The organism is Microbacterium murale, assembly GCF_014635185.1.
Classification (GTDB): Bacteria; Actinomycetota; Actinomycetes; order Actinomycetales; family Microbacteriaceae; genus Microbacterium; species Microbacterium murale.
In genome coordinates this window covers 856198-877489 of the sequence record NZ_BMCM01000001.1, presented here as the reverse complement: position 1 = coordinate 877489, position 21292 = coordinate 856198, and the positions used below count along the sequence as shown (strand labels likewise).

Here is a 21292-nt window from a genome sequence, read left to right as displayed (position 1 = left end):
CACGAACTCCTAGAGTGAGCACAGACGGGGGAGAGCACATGTCAGAGAAGAAGCGCACGGCCGGCCGACTCAGCGCGAGAGTCGTGGGAATCAGCATCGCCGCAGCACTCGGCGGGTTCCTGTTCGGTTTCGACACGGCCGTGATCAACGGAGCGGTGGATGCTCTCGCCGGAGCGTTCGACCTCGGACCGGCACTGCAGGGCTTCGCCGTGTCGTCGGCTCTCCTGGGTTGCGCGGTCGGAGCGTGGTTCGCCGGCAGCCTGGCGAACAAGCTCGGTCGCATCCCCGTGATGGTGATCGCCGCGGTGCTGTTCCTCGCCTCATCGATCGGTTCCGGCCTCGCATTCGGAGTCATCGACCTCATCATCTGGCGCGTGATCGGCGGCATCGGAGTCGGTGCGGCATCCGTCATCGCGCCGGCCTACATCGCCGAAGTGTCACCGGCGAAGGTGCGCGGCCGACTCGGATCCCTGCAGCAGCTCGCGATCGTGACCGGTATCTTCACCGCGCTGCTCTCCAACGCGCTCCTGGCGAACATCGCCGGATCCGCGGCCGACGTGCTGTGGTTCGGAATCGAAGCCTGGCGCTGGATGTTCATGGTCGAGGCGATCCCGGCCGTCGTCTACGGCGTGATGGCGCTGCGTCTGCCGGAGTCTCCACGCTTCCTGGTGGCGCGCGGACAGATCGACAAGGCATCTCAGGTGCTGTTCGACTTCTCGGGCGAGACCGACGTGAACATCAAGATCGAAGAGATCCGCTCGACGCTGAATGCCGAGAAGCGTGAGTCGCTGAGCGACCTGCGCGGGGATCGCTTCGGATTGAAACCCATCGTGTGGGTCGGCATCCTGCTGAGCGTCTTCCAGCAGTTCGTAGGCATCAACGTGATCTTCTACTACTCGACGACGCTGTGGCTGTCCGTCGGGTTCGACGAGTCCCAGGCCCTGATGACATCGGTGATCACCTCGGTCACGAACATCGTCGTCACGATCGTGGCGATCCTGCTTGTCGACAAGGTCGGGCGGCGCCCGATGCTGCTCACCGGTTCGATCGGCATGGCCGTGACGCTGGGCATGATGTCGGTGGCATTCTCGTTCGGCACGCTGGAGAACGGCAGTGTCGTACTCCCGGAGCCCTGGTCGCTGATCGCCTTGATCTGCGCGAACGGCTTCGTCGTGTTCTTCGGTGCGACCTGGGGTCCGCTGGTCTGGGTGCTGCTGGGGGAGATGTTCCCGAACAGCATCCGTGCCGGCGCCCTCGCTGTGGCCGCGGCCGCGCAGTGGATCGCGAACTTCTTCATCTCGACGACGTTCCCCGCCTTCGCCGAGATCGGCCTCACATTCGCGTACGGTTTCTACGCGTTCTTCGCGATCGTGTCGTTCTTCTTCGTCTTCTACCAAGTGCCGGAGACCAAGGGGCGCGAGCTCGAGACGATGACCGATGTTGTGAATCTTCCGCGCCGGGGCGGCAGCAAGCGCGCGTAGGCTTGAACCATGTCAGAAGCCGTTCCGCGTCGTGCCAGCCTCGAAGTACTGAGGGCTGAGGCAGCGGATGAGTTGGCTGTGCTCATCCAGGAGCGCCTTCTGAGCGGTGAAGACCCGTGGGACTTCATGGAAGATCTGCCGAGTGTGGACGAGCTCGTCGTGTACCTGTTGCGAGCGGACAACATCGCCGCCAATGACGGTGTGCGACCCAACGCGACACGCAACTACCGTGTGATGCGCCAGATCGCACTGGAGTACCCGGAGTTGACCCCGGCGGTGTGGCGTCTGCTGGGTGTGGAGACGCGGCATCGCAAATGGGACACCACGGTCGCTGACGTCTCCTGATGCCGCTCGCCCTCGTTCCATACGACCCGCAATGGCCACGTCGGTTCGAGGCGATCGCCGCCGAACTGTGTGAGATCGGTGATCCGGACTGGACGATCGAGCACATCGGCTCCACCTCAGTGCCGGGGATGCTCGCGAAGCCGATCATCGATGTCGCCATCCGCGTCACAGACAGGGCTGAGTTCGAACGGCACGCGCCGCATCTGGTTCGCGCTGGTTGGCGCGTCGGCAGCCGTGTACGGACACATCCCGTCATGGTGTTCGAGGAGGGTGGTGAGCGTACCCGAATCGCCCACTTCTTCGCTGCCGAGGAATGGGATGCCGTCAATCAGCGCATCCTGCGGGACTGGTTGATCGCGCATCCGGCAGACGCGCGGCGGTACGAAGACGCTAAGATCACTGCCGCGAACGATGCTCAGCACGGGCGGGGAACGTACAACGCCGGCAAGACGGCGGTCATCCAGGAGATCGTGGATCGCGCACGTCGGGACCGCGGGATGCCGTCGGTCCCCGTCTACGAGAAATAGGCCGGACAGACAAAGGCCCGCCCCTCCACACGGAGGGACGGGCCAGAGAAAAAGCTGATCAGCCGATGAATGCGGCGAGATCCTTCTCGAGCGCGGGCTTCGGCTTGGCACCGATGATGGTCGTCTTGACCTCGCCGCCCTGGAAGACCTTCATCGCCGGGATCGACGTGATCTGGTACTTCATGGCGAGCTCGGGGTTCTCGTCGACGTTGAGCTTGACGATCGTGATCTTGTCGGGGTTCTCCGACTGGATCTGGTCGAGCACCGGCGCGACCATGCGACACGGCCCGCACCACTCGGCCCAGAAGTCCACGAGTACGGGGCCTTCGGCCTGCAGCACATCCTGGTCCCAGGTCGCCTGGCTCGTTACCTTGGCAGTCATCAGATTTCTCCTTGGATTGAAGTTTCACCCGCTACAACAGCGCGGGAAGGGAATGTGTTCCCGTCAGGCGATGATCTCCGCCGCCTCCGCCGCGGGGAACTCCACGGAGGCGTCGTCAAAATCCGCGAGGAAGTGCTCGGCGTCGAGAGCGGCGATCGTGCCGGTTGCGGCAGCCGTGATGGCCTGACGGTAGGTCGGGTCGATCACGTCACCCGCAGCGAAGACACCGGGAACCGACGTGCGCGAAGAGCGGCCATCGACCCAGATCGTGCCCTCAGGGGTAAGGTCGAGCTTGTCGTGCACCAGGTGGGTGCGCGGGTCGTTGCCGATCGCGACGAAAAGTCCGTCGAGGGCGAGTTCGCTGACCGTGCCGTCGACCGTGTTGCGCAGCCTCACACCGTTGACGCTGTCGCCGCCGGTGATCTCCTCGACCTCGCTGTTCCAGATGAACTCGATCTTCTCGTTCGCGAAGGCACGCTCCTGCATGATCTTCGAGGCGCGCAGCGTGTCCTTGCGGTGGATGACGTAGACCTTCGTGGCGAAGCGGGTGAGGAAGGTCGCCTCCTCCATCGCCGAGTCGCCGCCACCTACGACGGCGATGTTCTTCTCGCGGAAGAAGAAGCCGTCGCAGGTCGCGCACCACGAGACGCCGTAGCCGGAGAGGCGCTCTTCACCCTCGATACCGAGCTTGCGGTACGCCGAACCGGTCGAGTAGATGATCGTCGCGGCCTCGTGCGTCGTACCGCTGCCGAGCGTGACGCTCTTGACGGGACCGTTCAGGTCGAGGGAGGTGACGTCGTCGTAGACGACCTCGGTACCGAACTTCTCGGCCTGCTCCTGGAACTTCGCCATGAGCTCCGGACCCTGGATGCCCTCGGGGAAACCGGGGTAGTTCTCGACCTCAGTCGTGTTCATCAACTCGCCGCCGACCTCGACGGAGCTTGCGATGAGAAGCGGCTTCAGGTTGGCGCGCGCCGCGTAGATGGCGGCCGTGAATCCTGCAGGACCCGAACCGATGATGATGACCTGACGCATGTGCTCCCCGTCTTAGAATTCTTGCCTCGGATGCTTCAACCAATGTTAACCGCGAGTCATTCCCCGGATGCTGGGGCGCGGTTTCCGTCGTCGGCTTCGTCTTCGGCATCCACTCGATCCTTGCGTCGACGCACCACTGTGCGAACGATTCCGAGGGCGAGCAGCAGGGCGATCACGCCGCCGAGGATGACGAGACCGATGCTCTCCCATTCGGCGCGCACCGTGACCATCGCGGTCTGATCGGTGCCGATGCGCACACCGGTCGGCGAGGACAGGGCGAAGTCGACGCTGAGCGAGCCGCTGCCGACGCGCGCTTCCACGGGAACCTTGACGCGTGTGTTGCTGGCAGGCAGGGCCTCGACAGGAGTGGACGGCTGCACATCGAGTCGCGCGTCGGACGGTGTGGCTGTCAGCTGCACGGTGACGGGCCAGGGCAGATCGTTGCGCACCCACACCGGCAGCGGCGCCGCCGACGTGAACAGTTGGATGGCGCTGGGCTCCTGAACGCCCACGGAATCGAGCGTGGTCGTCGTCGCGATCCTGTGTGCGGACACCGCGTCGGTATAAGCCGCCGCGTCGCGGACGCCGAGCACCCGCAGCATCTGAAGGCGTTCGGGCGACAGCAGCACGAGCGGATCCTCGAGGATCGTCGCGAACGCCGTCAGACGCGACTCATCGGCGAGAAGGGTGTTCAACAGCGCGCCGCGGTCGGCGGATGCTGATGCATCCGTCTCGGACACCCGGAGGGTCGCCGACTGAGGCGAGCCCGTACGCAGGGCGTCGAAGCCGGTCGGGTCGGCGATCGACGAGACAGCGAGGATGGTCTCGCGCAGCGCTTCGGCCGTGCGTGTCTCGTTCCTCTCGAGGCCCACGAGCATGGACGCTGCAGGGCCGGTGAGCGCGAGATGGGCGATCCCCGCGGCGATGTCGTGCTCGCGGGCGCTGTCATCGGTCTCGGCGGCGGCATCCGAAAGCGCGGCCGAGGCCGCCGCGTCCGTCACGAGCACACGATTGCCGTCGATGTCGGCGGCAGCGCCTATGGATGCTGCGATCGCCGTCGACGGCAAGATCGTCGTCGCATCCGTCGCCATCCACTCGCTGAACGTCGCGAGATCTGCGGTGTCGACCCCTGCCGTCGGCCAGAGCACGGCCGGCGTCGCGCGCTCGATCGACATCAGCTCTGAATCGGTGGGCAGTTCCGGCTCCGACGGCGTCGGCGATGGCGTGGGCGTGGTCGGAGCCGTCGGTGTCGGTGTCGGGGTCGCCTCGGTGGAGAAGTTCTCCGGATCGAGGTACGACGAGAGGGGCAGCGGTGCCAGGAGCCCGGGGAGGTCCGCACGCGACTGCGTCGTCGCATCCGCATCTCCGGCCTGCAGTGCGAAGCGATCGTTGGGGAGGGCCTCGAGCCGCGTGAGCCAGTCGAGTGCGCTCGCCGGCGCGGCGGTGCCGAGTGCGCGGATTGCGGCGGGGATCAGCGGGTCGACCGCGAGAGCTGCAGAGGTGCCCGCGACGCCGTCGAGCTGTGCGGTGAGCGCGCCGTCCGGGGCGGTCAGTGTCGTGAGCTCCTCTGCGGTGAGCAGCCCGCCGTCCGCCGGCGTCGCCGTGATCGGCACGAGCACCGCGACCTGCGCGGCAGCGTCGGCATCGGCGTGGATGACGAGCACACTCTGCGCGGTGGACGGTGCTGCGGGAGCATCGGAGTCGGCGGTGAGGCTGGCCCTGATCGGATACACACCCGCCGGCAGAGTGCCGAGCACGCCGACCGGCGTCGCCACGGAGAGCGCGGACGTCTCGGATGCCGCGACCGCCTCGGATTCCTCGGTGCCGAGCGACGCGAATGCGCCCGGTGCGTCTCCGGAGTCGAGCCAGGCGGTGAGTGCGGCGCCGTCGGCGAGAGGAGTGCGACTCAATTCGACCGTGACCTGACCGGCCGCCAGTTGTTCCTGCGTGCCGTTGTCGATCGTGACGGTGGTCAGCAGAGCGGAACCCGGCTGTGCGACTCCGTGGACCCCCGCCGAAAGCGAGAGCTCGACGATCCCCTCATCCGGTGCGTCTTCGTCGGCGACCGCAGGTGTCATGGCAGTCAACTGCGGCGCGAGGATGAGCGCGGCGGCCAGCGCGAACACGACGGCACCGCGTGCACGGCGCTGCGCGCGCGCACGACGGCTGAATCGGGGGCTGATCAACGTCTCTGGTCTTCCTCGGGCACCGCGGCGGGTCAGCCCGTGAGTTGTGACCCTGCGATTCTAGGCGGGTGGGGTAGGGGAACCCTGAAGGCGCGTAGAGTGACGGCCGTGTCCGACGCGCTCCCACCCACACCCGATCCGTCTCTCGTCGCCGCGTTGGCGGCCGACCTGGATGCTGCCGACTTCCGTTCCGAGCCGCTTCGGCGTCTGTGGGGTCAAGAGGCCGACGACGCGCTCGGTCGCGGCGTGCGCGAACCCGTGCTGCGCGTGATCGCGCGGGATGTGGGCGCGCTGGCGACGCTCGGTCGTCTTCTCGTGCTCGGGATGCCGCAGCCGATCACACTGGTGGATCACGCGCTGCCGCGCCTCGGGTTCGAAGGGTTGGTCGGTCTCGGATTGGCGCGGTTCTCCGAGGATGAAGAGGATCTCACGCCTGCGGCACTGATCCGTCCCCAGTCGTTCGTGGACGCCGAGGGCATCGGCGAGTGGTGGATCGCCAGCGACCTCGACGAGCTCGCCCTCGGTACCGCGCTGCCCGCAGACCACGTGCTCGGTGTCGGCGGGGCGTCGCGCACGCTCGCCGAGCTGATCGTCCCTGTGCCGGTCGGCCGTGCGCTGGACCTCGGCACCGGATGCGGCATCCAGGCCCTTCTCGTCTCCCGCCACGCAGGTGAAGTCGTCGCGACCGACATCTCGACGAGGGCCCTCGCGTTCGCCGAGCTCAACGCGCGCCTGAACGGCGTGGGCAACGTGACGTTCCGGAAGGGCAGCATGTTCGAGCCCGTGGCGGGGGAGGCGTTCGACCTGATCGTCTCGAATCCGCCGTTCGTCATCACTCCGCGCATCGAGGGCGTGACGGCCTACGAATACCGCGATGGCGGGCTGATCGGTGATGCGCTGGTGGAGCAGTTCGTGCGCGATGCGCCAGCGCATCTCACGCCCGGTGGCATCGCCCAACTGCTCGGCAACTGGGAGTCGCTCCCCGCTGCCGCGGGTCTGGACCGACTCGAGTCGTGGGTCGACCCCGCGCTGGACGCCTGGGTGATCCAGCGCGAAGAACTCAGCCCGCTCGGCTACGCCGAACTGTGGATCCGCGACGGCGGCACGACTCCACGTGAGGACGCCTTCGGCCGGATGCTCGAGGCCTGGCTCGACGACTTCGCCGATCGCGAGGTCACCGCGATCGGCTTCGGTTACGTGCTGCTGCGTCGGCCTGCCGATGCGGAGCCCGCTCGCCTGCGCCGCTTCGAGTCGGTGTCGCAGCCGCTCTCGGCACCAGGTCGGGCGCTGCGCGAGGGACTCGACGCGCACGACTCGCTGGCAGGCGGCATCCCGCACACTCTCGTCACCGCACCGGATGTGACCGAGGCACGCCACTACATGCCGGGCGACGACGATCCGAGTGTTATCGAGTTGCGCCAGGGCGGCGGCTTCGGCCGCACGGTGTCCGTGGACTCGGCGCTCGCCGGATTCGTCGGAGCGTGCGACGGCGAGCTGAGCGTCACTCAGATCGTCTCTGCGCTCGCCGATCTGTTCGACGTGCCGCTCGTCGATCTGTGGAACGACCTCGAACCCCGCATCCGCCGGCTCGTGCTGGATGGGTTCCTCGTCGCCGATTCGGGGAATGCCGACGGCATCCATTCGGTTGCATAGAACATGAAGGCTTTCGGATTCCTCTCGTTCGGGCACTACGCACCTGTGCCCGGCTCAGGCACGCGCACCGCCGGCGACATGCTGCACCAGACGATCGACCTCACCGTCGGTGCTGACCAGCTGGGCGTCAACGGCGCATACGTGCGCGTGCATCACTTCGCCCGTCAGGCGGCGTCGCCCATGCCGCTGCTGGCCGCGATGGCGGCGAAGACCGAGCGCATCGAGGTCGGCACCGGCGTGATCGACATGCGCTACGAGAACCCCCTGCAGTTCGCCGAGGAAGCGGCGGCCCTCGACCTCATCGCCCGCGGTCGTATCGCCCTCGGCGTGAGCCGTGGCTCACCCGAGACCGCGCTGCGCGGCTACGAGGCGTTCGGGTACGTCGGATCGGACGACCCGCGCGGTGCCGATCTCGCCCGTGACAAATTCGACCTGTTCCTCGAGGCGATCGACGGCGCGGGCGTCGTGCAGGGCGACCCGCAGCAGGTCGGCGAGGGCCGATACCTGGCGATCGAGCCGCGTTCCGAGACGTTGCGCGACCACATCTGGTGGGGTTCGGGCTCACGTGCCACGGCCGAGGAGACCGGTCGCAAGGGACTCAACATGATGAGTTCGACGCTTCTCACCGAGGCGACCGGCGCGCAGTTCCACGAGCTGCAGCGCGAGCAGATCGATCTGTATCGTGCGGGGTACAAGGCCGCCGGTCACACCGGTACGCCGCGCGTCTCGGTCAGCCGCAGCGTGTTCCCGCTGGTCAACGACATGGATCGTGCCTATTTCGGCCTGCGCAGCGCGGAGAACGGCGATCAGGTCGGCATCATCGACGGTTTCCGCTCGACGTTCGGCAAGACGTACGCGGCAGAGCCGGATGTGCTGATCGAGCAGCTTCTCGCCGACGAGGCCGTGATGGCCGCCGACACGCTCATGCTCACGATCCCGAACCAGCTCGGTGTCGACTACAACCTGCACGTGCTCGAGTCGTTCGCGACCCACGTCGCACGGGCGCTCGGATGGAAGCCGAACACCGAGGGACCAGTGCAGGGCGACCCGGCCTGAGGCGTCGCCCCGCTACGCTTCGGGCATGAGCTACTCGCTGAACGGCAGTTCGAACGACTCTCGCGTCGAAGAGCTCAAGCGGCAGCATCAGCGGCGTCAGACACGACTCCTCGTCACGATCGCGCTGGTCGAAGGCATCGCGCTCGCCGCTGCTGCCATCGCCGTCTACGTGCTGGGGCTCATCGACCCGACACAGGGCATCTGGATCCTCATCGGGATCGCCGCCGTCGGCGCGTTCGTCATGTCGACGAGCCTGATGTCGATGATCCGTCGACACGCGAGGGAGATGCGCGACCTCACAGGTCGTTGAGCACCCGCCGGGCGGCGGCGTCCGGATCGGGCTGATCGGCGACGAGGTCGATGATCGGACCCAGAGCCGACCGCACCGAAAGCACCCGCATCGCCGTCTCGCGCAGCCACGCCACCGCCTTGCCGCGGCGGAACATCATGCGCGCCAGCATCCGCGAGTTGGACTGTGCCGATTCGACTCGCGGTTTCTGCACCCGCTCCCACTCGGCGAGCAGGGCGGCGACGTTCGTGCGGTCGGCGTGCGCCAGCATCCGTCCCAGCATCCACGCCGACTCCATGGCCATGCCGGCGCCGATGCCCGCCGTCGGCAGGAATCCCGATGCCGCGTCCCCGAGCAGTACGGCGCCCGGTACGACCCACCGCTCTGCGCGGACGTCGGTGAGCGGCCACAGGTACGGATCAGGGTCGGCTGCGACGGCATCCAGCGCAGCTCGAAGGCGATCGCCTGACTCCGGGGCCGCATCCCGAACCCGCGCCACGAATGCGGACGGCCCGACCTCGAGATCGGCGACCGGTCCGCCGAGGAAGACTCCGAGTCGATCCTTGACGGGGTACGCGCCGAGGAAGAAGCCGTCGCCCCACAGCTCCTCGCCGAGCGCCGGATCGTCGCCGAGCACGTCCGACCAGGTGACCCAGCCGGCCCAGCCGGTGTCGACGGTCGACACGTCACCGACGTCGAGCAGGTCGCGGGTGCGGGAATGGATGCCGTCGGCGACGGCGACCAGGTCGAATGAGGCCCGCTCGCCGGTGCTGAACGTGACATCGCCATGGTTGAACCCGGTGAGGGTCGTGCCGAAGGTCACCGGGCAGTCGTTCGTCGTCAGCACGTCGATGAGCGCGCCACGCTCGACGCCCTGGTAGTCCCCGTGAAGCGCGAGCAGAGCGCCGAGATCATCGCAGCGCAGCGTCCGGCCCCGGTGTGAGCGGAACGCGTAACGGCTCAGCGGCGCGCTGCGGGCGAGGTACTCGTCGTGCACGCCGATGTCTTCGAGCGCGGGATCGACAGTCGGCATGAGCGCGAGCATGTAGCCCGGATGGTCCATCCGCGGCATCCGCTCGATCAGCACGGGATGCAGCCCTTGCCTCCGCAGCAGGGCGGCGAGGGTGAGGCCCGCGATTCCGGCGCCGGCGATGAGGATGCGCAGGCGATCGTCTCGCTGGGATTCGATCTGCGTCTGCAGGCCGGTCTCGACGATCATCATGTTCTCCTCTTGTGCTGTGCGTGGACCAGCTGGTCCAAACACTACGCCCTCTGGACCGGGTGGTCCAGTATGATCATGGGCATGACGATGCACAGCGACAGCGCCGAGGCCGACCCGACGCGACTGAGCCCGGAGCGTCGCGCAGCGCTCGCCGATGCGACGGTGGCGGAGTTCGAGCGTTCCGGATACGAGGGCGCGTCGCTGAACCGCATCATCCGCGCGGCGGGCATGAGCAAGAGCTCGTTCTACCATTTCGTCGGATCCAAGGATGAGCTGTTCGACGCGGTGGTGCGGATGCTGATCGCCGATGTGCGCGCGCAGTGGACGCCGCCGGCGCCGTCGGAGTTCGGGGCGCGAGCGTTCTGGCGACGCGTCGATGCGCTGCTGGAGGAGATCGCAAGGTTGTCCGCGACCCCGGCGATGCAGCATCTCGGACGGATCTTCTATCTGCCGGGCGCTTCTGCCTCCGGTGATCCTGCGTCTTCTGACGTGTCCGGCGGCGCCCGCCGCGAGCTGCTGGATGCCGTGCACGCCTGGGTTGAAGCCGTGATCCGTGTGGGTCGAGAAGCAGAACAGGTGCGCGATGATCTTCCCCTCGAGCTGCAGGTCGAAGTGACGTTCGCCGTGCTGCGCGCCATTGACGAGTGGGTATTGGCGGCGGAAGCTGCTGACGCGGGCGAGCGTGCTGCGGTCGCGGCATCCGCTCCTGCTCTGGTGTTGCGCCGACTGCTCGCCCCCTGATCCCGGAGCAGGTCCACATCCCGCCCCGTTCCAGTTACCAGACGCTCGGTGGACGCAACGGCGTGTTGGAGGGCGATCCCGTACCGACACGCCGACTGGTGGTCGAGGCGTCTGGGATTCGGCACCGGAAACAGAGAGCGCGCACCCCGGTAACCTGGAATCCATGCTGAACATGGCCGAAGGGCTCGATCGCCTGCGCACGCTCGCCGAGGGTCCCGTCGTCGCCGAGGTTGCGCGTGCCTTCCAGGCCGCCGGGTTCGAACTCGCCGTCGTCGGCGGTCCGGTGCGCGACGCGCTGCTCGGGCGAGAGGTGAACGATCTCGACTTCACGACGAACGCGTCACCCGACGAGATCCTCGAGATCGTCACGCCGATCTCGTCGACGCAGTGGGACATCGGCCGCGCCTTCGGCACCATCGGCGCCAAGGTGCGCGGCGAGCAGGTCGAGATCACGAGTTACCGCGCCGACAGCTACGACGGCGTGACTCGCAAGCCGACCGTCGAGTTCGGCGACACGATCGACGGTGACCTCGTGCGCCGTGACTTCCGGGTCAACGCGATGGCGCTGCAGGTTCCATCCGTCAAACTCATCGACCCGACCGGCGGCGTGGAGGATCTGGTCGCCGGCATCCTGCGCACGCCCACGGACCCGAACGTGAGTTTCGGCGACGACCCGCTCCGGATGCTGCGTGCCGCCCGCTTCAGCGCACAACTCGGTTTCGAGATCGAAGCGGACACGCTCGATGCGATCGGTCGACTGCGCGAGACGCTGAAGATCGTCAGCCCGGAGCGCATCCAGGGCGAGCTCGTGCGCCTCATGCAGACCGACGACCCTGCGCGCGGCATCCGGGTACTGGTCGACACCGAGCTCATCGAGGAGTTCCTGCCCGAGGTCAGCGCGCTGCGCCTCGAGGTCGACGAGCACCACCACCACAAAGACGTCTACGAGCACTCACTGACCGTGCTCACCCAGGCGATCGAGTTGGAGCATTCCCGGCATCCGGATGCTGCACCGGATGTGCCACTGCGCATCGCCGCGCTGCTGCACGACATCGGCAAGCCTCGCACCCGCAAGCTCGAACCAGGCGGAGCGGTCACGTTCCACCATCACGACGTGGTCGGATCGCGCATGGCGCGCAAGCGCCTGCAGGCACTGCGCTTCGACGGTGACACGACCGATGCCGTCTCCACCCTGATCGAACTGCACCTGCGCTTCTTCGGCTATGCGGAGGGAACCTGGACGGATGCCGCGGTGCGCCGCTACGTGCGCGACGCCGGCGATCTGCTGGACCGTCTGCACATCCTCACCCGCGCGGATGTCACGACCCGCAACAAGCGCAAGGCCTCGCGCCTCGCCGGTGCCTACGACGACCTCGAGAAGCGCATCGCCGACCTCCGCGAGCAGGAGCAGCTCGACGCGATGCGTCCAGAGCTCGACGGCAACCAGATCCAGAAGATCCTGGGCATCGGGCCCGGCCGCGAGATCGGCGAGGCCTACAAGTTCCTGCTCGACCTGCGCCTCGATGAGGGCGTGCTCGGCCCGGAGGTCGCCGAGCAGCGCCTGCGCGAGTGGTGGGCTGCGCGGGGCTGACGCTTCGACGAGACCGAGTTTGCGGCACGAGACAGACCGCAGGACGCTCGGTTTCGTGCCGCAAACTCGGTCTCGCCGTTCAGGATGCTCGTACACTGGGACCACGCTCCGTCACCGACGACAGGACAGCCGTGTCATCACCATGGTCAGCATCGCGTGACGTCTCCGCCGAGGCATCGCGACTGATCATCGAGCGTGCGCACGAGGAACTCGTGGCGGGGAACCTCGGAGATCGACGACTCGAGCACGTGCGTCCGCTGGTGCGTGATTCGTGGGAGCGTTCCTGGCGGCAGCGCGTCGGTGCCGAGGGTCTTCCTCCTCTTGCACTCGATGCGGAAGAGCTCGAACGGTATCGGCTCGAGCATCCGCTCGCCGACGCGATGGCGATGATCCGCGGGCTGCTGCTGCCCGGTGACCCGGCGACGTCAGGCGTGATCGTTGCCGTCGGAGATCATGCGGGCCGTCTGCTCTGGGTCGAGGGCGATCTGGACAAGAGAGTGCTCAGTGGCGAGATGGGGTTCGTCGCCGGGGCCGACTGGTCAGAGGATGCGGTCGGCACGTCTGCGCCGGGTACGGCCCTCCAGCTCGGCGAATCGGTGCAGATCCATCAGGCGGAGCACTACAACCGGCTCGTGCATCCCTGGTCCTGCACGGCGGCGCCGGTGCTCGACCCGGAGACGAAGAGGATCCTCGGCGTGATCGACGTCACGGGAGGCCCAGAGGTCGCGACGCCGCAGGCCCGACTGCTGGTGGATGCCACGGCGAGGGCAGTCGAGTCAGAGCTGCTGGTGGCCAGGCTGCGGGCCCGCAGCACGATCGCGCCTCCGTCGCCTCGCAGGTCCGCGCGCAAACCGGTGCCGACCAGGGCGATGCTGCGGGTGCTCGGAAGAGATCGTGCACGTCTGGAGATCTTCGCCGACGACTCCGAGTCGGTCGTCGAGCTCAGTGCGCGGCACGCCGAGATCCTGCTCATGCTCGCGATCCACCGACAGGGCATGTCGGCCGATCGCCTGGCCGAGCTCGTGTACGGCGAGGGCGCGTCGCCAGACACGCTGCGTCCTGAGATGGTGCGGCTGCGGAAGGTCCTTCAACGCTCCGTGCCCGAACTCGCGCCGGAATCGCGGCCGTATCGACTCGGCATGCCCTTGGAGACCGATGCGCACAACGTGCTGTCGCTGCTCGACCGCGGTGCCCATCGCGTCGCCCTGAGCTCATATCGAGGACCGGTGCTCCCGGAATCCACTGCCCCGGGAGTGGAGGAGATGCGCGACGGCATCCGTGCCGCGCTCCGCGAGGCGATGCTCACGGAGGCCAGCATCGACGTGCTCCTCTCCTACGCCGACATCCCCGAGGGTGCAGAGGATGAAGAGGTGCTGCGGCTGTGCCTCGAGATGCTCCCCGCGCGCTCGCCGCGCCGCACAGGACTCGTGAGTCGGATCGAGAAGCTCCAGGGCGACTGAGCGCAACCGGATGCAACGCTGCGCACCCGCGCGCAACGTGGCGCGGCATACCTTCGACGCAAAGCCCGCAGCAGTGCTGCTGCCCGTCGAAGGAGACGCACATGACCATCGTCGAAGAGACCGTATCCACCGCCTACGCAGCCCCTGGCACCGACGGCGCCGTGGCGCAGTACCGCCCGCGGTACGGGCATTACATCGGCGGCGAGTTCGTCGAACCCGTCAAGGGCCAGTACTTCGAGAACGTCAGCCCGATCAACGGCAAGCCGTTCACCGAGGTCGCCCGCGGGACGGCGGAAGACATCGATCGCGCCGTCGAGGTCGCATGGCAGGCGTTCGCAGGATGGGGCAGGACGAGTCCCGCCGAACGCAGCATCGTGCTCAACAAGATCGCCGACCGCATGGAGCAGCATCTCGAGGAGATCGCGGTCGCGGAGACGTGGGAGAACGGCAAGCCGGTTCGTGAGACCCTGGCCGCCGACATCCCCCTCGCCGTGGATCACTTCCGCTACTTCGCCGGCGTGCTGCGCGGCCAGGAGGGCTCGCTCAGCCAGCTCGACGAGAACACGGTCGCGTACCACTTCCAGGAGCCGCTGGGAGTGGTCGGGCAGATCATCCCCTGGAACTTCCCGATCCTCATGGCGGTGTGGAAGCTCGCACCGGCGCTCGCCGCAGGCAACTGCATCGTCTTGAAGCCGGCAGAGCAGACTCCGGCATCCATCCTGTTCCTGTTCGAGATCATCGGCGACCTGCTGCCGGCCGGCGTCGTCAACATCGTCAACGGCTTCGGCATCGAGGCGGGCGCCCCCCTCGCGCAGCACAAGAAGATCCGCAAGATCGCGTTCACCGGCGAGACAACGACCGGCCGCCTGATCATGCAGTATGCCTCGCAGAACCTCATTCCAGTCACGCTGGAGCTCGGGGGCAAGTCGCCCAACGTCTTCTTCGAGGATGTCGCCCGGTCGACGGACGACCCCTTCTACGACAAGGCGCTCGAGGGCTTCGCGATGTTCGCGCTGAATCAGGGCGAGGTGTGCACGTGCCCGTCCCGCGCCCTCATCCAGCGTTCGATCTACGACGGCTTCCTCGCCGACGGCCTCGACCGCGTCGGCAAGATCGTGCAGGGCAACCCGCTCGATCTGAACACCATGATCGGCGCGCAGGCGTCCAACGATCAGCTGGAGAAGATCCTCAGCTACATCGACATCGGCAAGCAGGGTGGAGCGAAGCTGCTCACGGGTGGAGAGCGCGCCGATCTCGGCGGCGATCTCAGCGAGGGCTTCTACGTCACGCCGACCGTCTTCGAGGGCACGAACGACATGCGCATCTTCCAGGAGGAGATCTTCGGACCCGTGCTCGCCGTGACGAGCTTCGACGACTACGACGATGCGATCGACATCGCCAACGACACCCTGTACGGACTGGGATCCGGTGTCTGGACCCGCAGCGGAGACACCGCCTACCGCGCCGGCCGCGCCATTCAGGCAGGTCGCGTGTGGACGAACACCTACCACCAGTACCCGGCGCACGCCGCGTTCGGCGGATACAAGCAGTCCGGCATCGGGCGGGAGAACCACCTCAAGATGCTCGATCACTACCAGCAGACGAAGAACCTCCTCGTGTCGTACGCCGAGGGCCCGATGGGCTTCTTCTGAACCTGCTGAACAGATTTCGGGCGGGCGCTGCGGGAGCACATGACATCTTCCAGAGGCAGTTCCCGCCCGAAAACCATGGAGAGGAAGACGAGATGGTGAGCATCGGCACCCACCAGCGGGTCGACGTGACGGATGCCGCGGCATCCCTGCTTCGCGATCTCACGGCGCAGCACGGTCCGCTGATGTTCCATCAGTCCGGCGGATGCTGTGACGGCTCATCACCGATGTGCTATCCGATCGGCATGTTCATCACCGGGCCGAGCGACGTGCTGCTCGGGGAGATCGAGGCGGGCATGGATGCTCCGATCGAGGTGTACATGTCCGAGTCGCAGTTCGAGTACTGGAAGTACACGCACCTGACAATCGACGTCGTGCCGGGTCGTGGCGCGGGATTCAGCGTGGAGGGTCCGACCGGGATGCGGTTCCTCATCCGCTCCCGGATGCTGAACGACGCGGAGCTGGAGTACTTCGGGCTGACGTGATCCGCGGTCTCGCCTACTTCGCGATCTCTGCGAGCACAGCGGCCCGGAGCCACGAGCCGTAGCGCTCCGGCGTCCAGCCGGATTGGACGACCAGTTGCTGGTAGCTCTCCGGCGACAGCAGGAATGAGAGCACGTCGGCCGTCGCATCCGGGTCGGTGAGTTCTTTCGCGATGCCCCGGCGCAGGAGCTCCGAGACCAGTAGACGGTAGTCGGCCGCGCGGTGCTTGAGGATGTTCTTCAGTGCCTCGTCGACGACCTGATCGGAGGATGCCGCGCCGAGAAGCACGGTCCACAGCGCGTGGCCACGGGAGTTGGCCGTCGTGATCTGAGCGAGCACGGCGTCGAGGAAGACGTCGTCGGGTAGTTCCATGACTCCGGCGGCGACCTCGGTATCGGCGAGCGACTCCGCGGCTTCGGATCCGGAGAAGGTCACCTCGAATGCGGCGATCAGCAGCTCGGCCTTCGCCGCCGCCGTCTTCACCGTCTCGGCAGAGACGCCGGCCTCCCGTGCGATGGCGGCGATCGTGGTGGCCTGATAGCCACGCGTGGCGAACAGATCGGCGGATGCCGCGACGATCCGCGCGCGCGTCTCCTTGGCCTGCCGTGCTCGCAGCTCGGATCGGTAGGCGCGGGGAACGGCATCCGTCATTGACTTTCCTTACGGGGTGATGAATACTACGGGGGTACATTCAATCTTAGGGAAAGAACCCGCCATGTCCAGTTACCTCATCACCTGCACGCCAGCGCATGGCCACGTCATGCCACTGCTGCAGATCACCCGTCACCTCATCGCGCGCGGCCACGAGGTCGGTTTCCTCACCAGTCCCCGATATGCAGCAGACGTCGCGGCGGCGGGTGCGCGTTTCGTCGCGCTGCCGAGTGAGGCCGACATAGACCTCGACGACGCGGACGCTGCGTTCCCCGAGCGGGTCGGGCTCACGGGTCCCGCCGCTCTGCGGTTCGATATGAGCAATCTGTTCGTGCGACCGGGTGCGACGCAGCTGGCGGCGGTGCGGGCCGAGTTGGCGGCCGGTCACGTCGATGCCGTTCTCACGGAGCCGCTGTTCGTCGGGGGAGCGCTGCTGCAACTGCTGCCGCCGAGTGAGCGCCCGCCCGTCGTGGTGCTGGGGATCTTCCCGCTGGGTGCCCGCAGCCGTGACGCCGCCCCGTTCGGTCTCGGCGTCACTCCCATGGCCGGGCCGATCGGCCGACTGCGCAACGCGGTGCTGCGGACCATCGCCGAACGGGCGATCTTCGGCGGCATCCAACGAGAAGCGGATGACATGGCGCGACGTGAGGTCGGCCGGGAACTCGGCGGATTCGTGCTCGACTGGGCAGGCCGCGCCGACGCCTATGTGCAGTTCACCGTGCCGGAGTTCGAGTATCCCCGCTCCGATCTGCCTGCGACCGTGCACTTCGCCGGGCCGCTGCCATCACCGAAGTCCGATCGCACGTTGCCCGCCTGGTGGTCGGACCTGGACGGCTCACGGCCTGTCGTGCACGTCACGCAGGGGACGATCGCGAACTCCGAATTCGGGCAGGTGGTGCTGCCGACCATCAGCGCGCTCGCCGCATCCGATGTCCTCGTCGTCGTCTCGACCGGCGGTCGGCCCGTCGATGCGCTCCCGCGCGACCTGCCCGCCAATGTCCGTGTCGCCGACTACCTTCCGTACGATCGCCTGCTCCCGCTGGTCGATGTGATGGTGACCAACGGCGGGTACGGCGGAGTGCAGCAGGCGCTGGCGCACGGCGTGCCGATCGTCGTCGCCGGTCAGACCGAGGACAAGGTCGAGGTGTCGGCGAGGGTCGGATGGTCTGGTGCCGGGGTGAATCTGCGTGCGAGCACCGTCACCCCTGATCAGGTCGGAGATGCCGTGGGGAAGGTGCTCAACGACCCGGCCTATCGCGAGAACGCCGAGCGGATCGGCGCTGCGATGCGCGACACGGATGCACTCAGCACACTGGGGGACGTGCTCGACGCCTCGGTGCGGGAATGGGTTGCGGCCGGGTGACGATGGCGCGCTCACCCGCCGCGATCGTCACGGCTCCGGCGTCGGCGTGACCCCGTCGATCGGAGCCTCGGTCGGTGAGGGCGTCGGGGAGGGCGTTGGCGAAGGCGTCGGTGAAGGCGTTGCTGACGGCGTGATGAGGCCGGGTGCACGCAGGAACGGTGCGGCCGCATCCCTGACCGTCGAAGTACGGATCTTGCCGGTGTTCGGATCGACCTTGCCCTCCTTGAGCGGGTAGATGTTCCAGACCTCTGCCTCACGGGCATCGCGGAACGGTACGCGAACAGGGTCGTCACCGTTCCACCCGAAGCCCTGCCATGTGCCGTCGACGCCCTCCTCGATCGTTCCGCCGAACAGGTTCAGCGGTGTTCCACGGTCGGTGTAAAGCTGCACGCGCTCGATGAGCTCGCCGTTCTCGTCGTACGCGAAGACGTTGCCGACCTGAACCCCGTCCAGCAGCAGGCCGGGCTGTTCGTAGGCGCCGTTGTCGACGTACTCGACGCGCGGAATCAGAACCGAGGCGAGGGCGAACGGCAGCGCGATCACCGCGATCACGCTGGCCACGGTGCGCATGTGCCGCAGCGCGTTCCGAGGCAGCCAGCGGTCGCGACCCCACTGCACGCTGACGATGATCATCGCGAGCAGGATGAGCCATCCGAACAGGGTGTCCGGCAGGACCGATCCGGTGCCGCCGAACGACGGCGACCCGAACAGTGCGTGTGCGACCCCGTAGATTCCGAAGCCTCGCAGCACCCACCAGACCGGACGCAGGGCGACGAGCAGGTCGAGCAGCCACACACCGAAGGCGTTGCGGCGGATGCTGTCGGCGATGTACCCGAGGCGTCGGGACACTCTCTCGCGCACGGTCTCGTGCTTCACAGCATCCGACCGGTCAGGCAGGCCCGCAGCCGATCGCAGCTCTGCGGCGTAGGCGGACGGATCACCGAGCTCGAGTACTCCGCCCGCGTCCGCCGCCTGTTCGGCGAGGTCGGCGGTGAGTCCCACGATGATGTCGTCGACCTCATCTGCGGGGAGGTCGTCCAGGTGAGCGCGCACGGCGTCGGCGAATGTGCGGATGCGCTCATCGAGCGAGGTCTCAAGGCTGTTCATCACTTCTCTCCGATCGTGCGGGATGCGGTGCGGGCGGGTGTGAGCAGACCACTCATCGCCGTGGCGAACTCGGCCCAGCTGGCGGTCTGCGCATCGAGCGACTTCACGCCCTGCGGGTTGATGGCGTAGTACTTGCGGTGCGGGCCGCCCTCGGACGGCACGACGTAGCTCGACAACGAGCCGGCGGCGTAGAGGCGACGGAGCGTGCCGTAGACGGAGGCGTCCCCCACGTCTCCGAGCCCGGCGTCGCGCAGACGGCGGACGATGTCGTAGCCATAGCCGTCCTCCTGCCGCAGAACGGCGAGCACCGCCACATCGAGTACGCCCTTGAGCAGTTGCGTCGTATCCACAGGACCCCCTTCAATGCATCGCACACTACCACGCACTGCGCAGTAGTGTGCGAAACGTAATGTTGGCGCGTCCCGCGCGCTGTGCCCGCATCCGTTTACCTCCGCCGACGCCCCCTCTTCTCGCCGAGGCCCCCTTGCAGACACGTCGCTGGGGAGGGGCGTGGACGGCGGGAGGGGGCGTCGGTATGAGGGATGCAGCGCGGCCGGGTGCGGGAGGTCTACTCGGTGTTGGTTGCAGGCTGCTCGACCCGAGCTGAGTCTGCAACTGCGTGCAACCTCGTTCGAGATACCGTCACGGCATACGCCATGAATGATCAGCCCCCAGCTGATTTCAGGCGTCGGACGGCGCAGCCGTCCGTTCGGAGGGAGTACGTCTTCTTTCGGTCCCAGGGGGGATGGGGTGAGCGCGGTTCCCCAGACAGCGCTCACCCTGAAAGCCCATCAGCTGAGGGTGCGCAGCCAGAACCATCCGATCGCGAAGACCACCACGATCACGATCGGCACCCAGCGTCCACTGCGCTTCAGACGCCTGCCCTGTTGCGCGACGCCGGGCGGCGGTGTCAGCATCCCGACCGGGGCTGCGAACGGCAGCGACGGTGCGGCGGGCACCGGGCCGGAGGACGCAGCGGCGGCAGCAGCAGCCTGGGCCTGCGAGTACGTGCGGCCCTGCTCTGCGATCAGCCGGTCATCACGCCACCTGGCCCACTGGTCGAGCTTCGTGATGAGCGCACCGACAGCGCCGAACAACCACGCCCACGTGTTCGGATCGAGCGTCGACGCTTCGCGCTTCGTGTACAGGAACAGCCAGTCGTCGACGATCTCGACGTCAAGCTGTGCGGCGCTGTCGACGAAGCGCGCCATGATGTCGGGCGTGAACAGGTAGAGGGCATCCTGCTCGTAGCCGGCCGGGCAGTACAGCGTGAAGTACTTGTCGAAATCGCCCTCGAGCGAAAGCCTCTGCTCCTTCTGGAACGACGCCGGCAGGTTCGTGCCGAACACGGCGTTGTTGCCGAGGGCGTCGAGCACGATGTTGGGCAGCGGTACATCGAGCTTGACCGCGACGTAGCCCCACTTGTGCGTCGTCGAGTTCTTCCCGGAACCCGTCGTGTACTGGTAGTTACCGAACTCGACGAAACGGGGGCTGTGCCCGCGGACGAGCTGCCCCGCCTTGCGGGCGCGACCGAGGGTGAAGATCATGCCTGGTAGCGGTGGGTCGTCGATCTCACCCGCATAGGTCATGTTGTTCGCCGCAGCGAAGCGACTGAGGCGGTAGTTCATGAGTCTGCGGTTGCGGAATGAGAACCAGACCAGCAGCCCTCCGCCGACCACGATCACCGCGATGATCACGACGGGAAACAGCAGGAAGAGCGGCCCGCCTCGACTGATACCAACCATGAGCAAAGACACGGTGGGGATCAGGATGGTCAGGAACACCAGGCCGATGAACGACACGACGACGATCGTGATGACCTTCGTCGCGGACGTCGACGAGGTGTTTCCTGCACGCGCTGCGGCGCTGAAGGCGCGCACCGCACGCGCGTCGACAGGCTCGGTGAGGGCGCGGGCGTCGAAGCTCAACGGTTGCGGAGAGGGCATGCTCACTCGCCTACGCTAACCCGGGCGCGTGCAACGTGCTCTTCAACGCGCTCCCGGGAGGACTTCTCCCCATCGGGAGGAGCCCTGCGGGGTATCTCTCCTCCCGACAGGGAGTTCTCCTCCCG

The 21292-nt window shown here is 67.0% G+C and carries 20 protein-coding genes; 12 read left to right on the top strand and 8 right to left on the bottom strand.

Features of this window, described 5'->3' with window-relative positions:
• Positions 1-38: 38 nt before the first annotated feature.
• From IEV67_RS04235 to IEV67_RS04225, 3 genes are read left to right on the top strand one after another with little or no spacing between them, the layout of a single operon-like run.
• On the top strand, positions 39-1481 hold the full coding sequence (locus IEV67_RS04235; RefSeq protein WP_188435301.1) for a sugar porter family MFS transporter: 1443 nt from the start codon (positions 39-41) through the stop codon (positions 1479-1481).
• Positions 1482-1490: 9 nt separating this feature from the next.
• Complete coding sequence (locus IEV67_RS04230) at positions 1491-1826, top strand: tryptophan synthase subunit alpha (protein WP_188435300.1); 336 nt, start codon at positions 1491-1493, stop codon at positions 1824-1826.
• Complete coding sequence (locus IEV67_RS04225; RefSeq protein WP_188435299.1) at positions 1826-2353, top strand: GrpB family protein; 528 nt, start codon at positions 1826-1828, stop codon at positions 2351-2353. The genes IEV67_RS04230 and IEV67_RS04225 overlap by 1 nt, the downstream gene beginning before the upstream one ends.
• A 58-nt stretch (positions 2354-2411) precedes the next feature.
• Here the strand turns inward: IEV67_RS04225 and trxA are convergent, their stop codons facing one another.
• From trxA to IEV67_RS04210, 3 genes are all read right to left on the bottom strand, one after another.
• Positions 2412-2735 carry a thioredoxin gene (trxA, locus tag IEV67_RS04220; RefSeq protein ID WP_033105602.1) on the bottom strand — a complete coding sequence of 108 codons (324 nt, stop codon included), beginning with the start codon at positions 2733-2735 and terminating at the stop codon, positions 2412-2414.
• Between the two features lie 63 nt (positions 2736-2798).
• Positions 2799-3770 (bottom strand): thioredoxin-disulfide reductase, encoded by a 972-nt coding sequence (trxB, locus tag IEV67_RS04215; RefSeq protein WP_188435298.1) that lies wholly within the window; start codon positions 3768-3770, stop codon positions 2799-2801.
• A gap of 56 nt (positions 3771-3826) precedes the next feature.
• Positions 3827-5956 carry a DUF6049 family protein gene (locus IEV67_RS04210; protein WP_188435297.1) on the bottom strand — a complete coding sequence of 710 codons (2130 nt, stop codon included), beginning with the start codon at positions 5954-5956 and terminating at the stop codon, positions 3827-3829.
• Between the two features lie 99 nt (positions 5957-6055).
• Between IEV67_RS04210 and IEV67_RS04205 the strand changes: the two genes are divergently transcribed.
• The 3 genes from IEV67_RS04205 to IEV67_RS04195 are packed head-to-tail and all read left to right on the top strand — an operon-like array spanning position 6056 to position 8975.
• Positions 6056-7609 (top strand): class I SAM-dependent methyltransferase, encoded by a 1554-nt coding sequence (locus tag IEV67_RS04205; RefSeq protein ID WP_188435296.1) that lies wholly within the window; start codon positions 6056-6058, stop codon positions 7607-7609.
• Between the two features lie 3 nt (positions 7610-7612).
• Positions 7613-8665 (top strand): LLM class flavin-dependent oxidoreductase, encoded by a 1053-nt coding sequence (locus IEV67_RS04200; RefSeq protein WP_188435295.1) that lies wholly within the window; start codon positions 7613-7615, stop codon positions 8663-8665.
• Between the two features lie 25 nt (positions 8666-8690).
• Positions 8691-8975 carry a hypothetical protein gene (locus IEV67_RS04195; protein WP_188435294.1) on the top strand — a complete coding sequence of 95 codons (285 nt, stop codon included), beginning with the start codon at positions 8691-8693 and terminating at the stop codon, positions 8973-8975.
• On the opposite strand, the gene IEV67_RS04190 is transcribed toward IEV67_RS04195, so the two are convergent.
• Positions 8962-10173, bottom strand: coding sequence for an FAD-dependent oxidoreductase (locus IEV67_RS04190; RefSeq protein ID WP_229702714.1), 1212 nt, complete (start codon positions 10171-10173; stop codon positions 8962-8964). The two genes, IEV67_RS04195 and IEV67_RS04190, sit on opposite strands and share 14 nt — an antisense overlap.
• Positions 10174-10257: 84 nt before the next feature.
• Here IEV67_RS04190 and IEV67_RS04185 point away from each other — a divergent pair, with 84 nt between their 5' ends.
• The 5 genes from IEV67_RS04185 (at position 10258) to IEV67_RS04165 (ending at position 16102) form a co-directional block, all read left to right on the top strand.
• Positions 10258-10917 carry a TetR/AcrR family transcriptional regulator gene (locus IEV67_RS04185; RefSeq protein ID WP_188435292.1) on the top strand — a complete coding sequence of 220 codons (660 nt, stop codon included), beginning with the start codon at positions 10258-10260 and terminating at the stop codon, positions 10915-10917.
• Positions 10918-11080: 163 nt separating this feature from the next.
• Positions 11081-12508 carry a CCA tRNA nucleotidyltransferase gene (locus tag IEV67_RS04180; RefSeq protein ID WP_188435291.1) on the top strand — a complete coding sequence of 476 codons (1428 nt, stop codon included), beginning with the start codon at positions 11081-11083 and terminating at the stop codon, positions 12506-12508.
• A 131-nt stretch (positions 12509-12639) separates the two neighbouring features.
• A complete protein-coding gene (locus IEV67_RS04175) occupies positions 12640-13968 on the top strand; it encodes a GAF domain-containing protein (protein ID WP_188435290.1) in 1329 nt (442 codons plus the stop codon).
• Between the two features lie 101 nt (positions 13969-14069).
• Positions 14070-15620 carry an acetaldehyde dehydrogenase ExaC gene (gene exaC / locus IEV67_RS04170; RefSeq protein WP_229702713.1) on the top strand — a complete coding sequence of 517 codons (1551 nt, stop codon included), beginning with the start codon at positions 14070-14072 and terminating at the stop codon, positions 15618-15620.
• 92 nt (positions 15621-15712) lie between these two features.
• Positions 15713-16102 carry a DUF779 domain-containing protein gene (locus tag IEV67_RS04165; RefSeq protein WP_188435289.1) on the top strand — a complete coding sequence of 130 codons (390 nt, stop codon included), beginning with the start codon at positions 15713-15715 and terminating at the stop codon, positions 16100-16102.
• A 13-nt stretch (positions 16103-16115) separates the two neighbouring features.
• On the opposite strand, the gene IEV67_RS04160 is transcribed toward IEV67_RS04165, so the two are convergent.
• Positions 16116-16751 (bottom strand): TetR/AcrR family transcriptional regulator, encoded by a 636-nt coding sequence (locus IEV67_RS04160; protein WP_188435288.1) that lies wholly within the window; start codon positions 16749-16751, stop codon positions 16116-16118.
• Between the two features lie 64 nt (positions 16752-16815).
• Here IEV67_RS04160 and IEV67_RS04155 point away from each other — a divergent pair, with 64 nt between their 5' ends.
• Positions 16816-18114 (top strand): nucleotide disphospho-sugar-binding domain-containing protein, encoded by a 1299-nt coding sequence (locus tag IEV67_RS04155; RefSeq protein ID WP_188435287.1) that lies wholly within the window; start codon positions 16816-16818, stop codon positions 18112-18114.
• A 27-nt stretch (positions 18115-18141) separates the two neighbouring features.
• Here the strand turns inward: IEV67_RS04155 and IEV67_RS04150 are convergent, their stop codons facing one another.
• The 3 genes from IEV67_RS04150 to IEV67_RS04140 all read right to left on the bottom strand — a co-directional run bounded on the left by IEV67_RS04150 (position 18142) and on the right by IEV67_RS04140 (position 21167).
• Positions 18142-19221, bottom strand: a complete 1080-nt coding sequence (locus IEV67_RS04150; RefSeq protein ID WP_188435286.1) for a DUF1700 domain-containing protein — start codon at positions 19219-19221, stop codon at positions 18142-18144.
• A complete protein-coding gene (locus tag IEV67_RS04145; RefSeq protein WP_188435285.1) occupies positions 19221-19571 on the bottom strand; it encodes a PadR family transcriptional regulator in 351 nt (116 codons plus the stop codon). The genes IEV67_RS04150 and IEV67_RS04145 overlap by 1 nt, the downstream gene beginning before the upstream one ends.
• A gap of 441 nt (positions 19572-20012) precedes the next feature.
• Positions 20013-21167, bottom strand: coding sequence for a hypothetical protein (locus IEV67_RS04140; protein WP_188435739.1), 1155 nt, complete (start codon positions 21165-21167; stop codon positions 20013-20015).
• Positions 21168-21292: the final 125 nt, after the last annotated feature.

Bases quoted from the DNA above. Each gene is read 5' to 3' on its own strand.
- IEV67_RS04150 (WP_188435286.1), bottom strand. From the start codon at position 19,221: ATGAACAGCCTTGAGACCTCGCTCGATGAGCGCATCCGCACATTCGCC.
- IEV67_RS04195 (WP_188435294.1), top strand. From the start codon at position 8,691: ATGAGCTACTCGCTGAACGGCAGTTCGAACGACTCTCGCGTCGAAGAG.
- IEV67_RS04235 (WP_188435301.1), top strand. From the start codon at position 39: ATGTCAGAGAAGAAGCGCACGGCCGGCCGACTCAGCGCGAGAGTCGTG.
- IEV67_RS04160 (WP_188435288.1), bottom strand. From the start codon at position 16,751: ATGACGGATGCCGTTCCCCGCGCCTACCGATCCGAGCTGCGAGCACGG.
- IEV67_RS04230 (WP_188435300.1), top strand. From the start codon at position 1,491: ATGTCAGAAGCCGTTCCGCGTCGTGCCAGCCTCGAAGTACTGAGGGCT.
- trxA (WP_033105602.1), bottom strand. From the start codon at position 2,735: ATGACTGCCAAGGTAACGAGCCAGGCGACCTGGGACCAGGATGTGCTG.
- IEV67_RS04200 (WP_188435295.1), top strand. From the start codon at position 7,613: ATGAAGGCTTTCGGATTCCTCTCGTTCGGGCACTACGCACCTGTGCCC.
- IEV67_RS04180 (WP_188435291.1), top strand. From the start codon at position 11,081: ATGCTGAACATGGCCGAAGGGCTCGATCGCCTGCGCACGCTCGCCGAG.
- exaC (WP_229702713.1), top strand. From the start codon at position 14,070: ATGACCATCGTCGAAGAGACCGTATCCACCGCCTACGCAGCCCCTGGC.
- IEV67_RS04225 (WP_188435299.1), top strand. From the start codon at position 1,826: ATGCCGCTCGCCCTCGTTCCATACGACCCGCAATGGCCACGTCGGTTC.
- IEV67_RS04185 (WP_188435292.1), top strand. From the start codon at position 10,258: ATGACGATGCACAGCGACAGCGCCGAGGCCGACCCGACGCGACTGAGC.
- IEV67_RS04140 (WP_188435739.1), bottom strand. From the start codon at position 21,167: ATGCCCTCTCCGCAACCGTTGAGCTTCGACGCCCGCGCCCTCACCGAG.
- IEV67_RS04165 (WP_188435289.1), top strand. From the start codon at position 15,713: ATGGTGAGCATCGGCACCCACCAGCGGGTCGACGTGACGGATGCCGCG.
- trxB (WP_188435298.1), bottom strand. From the start codon at position 3,770: ATGCGTCAGGTCATCATCATCGGTTCGGGTCCTGCAGGATTCACGGCC.
- IEV67_RS04190 (WP_229702714.1), bottom strand. From the start codon at position 10,173: ATGATCGTCGAGACCGGCCTGCAGACGCAGATCGAATCCCAGCGAGAC.
- IEV67_RS04155 (WP_188435287.1), top strand. From the start codon at position 16,816: ATGTCCAGTTACCTCATCACCTGCACGCCAGCGCATGGCCACGTCATG.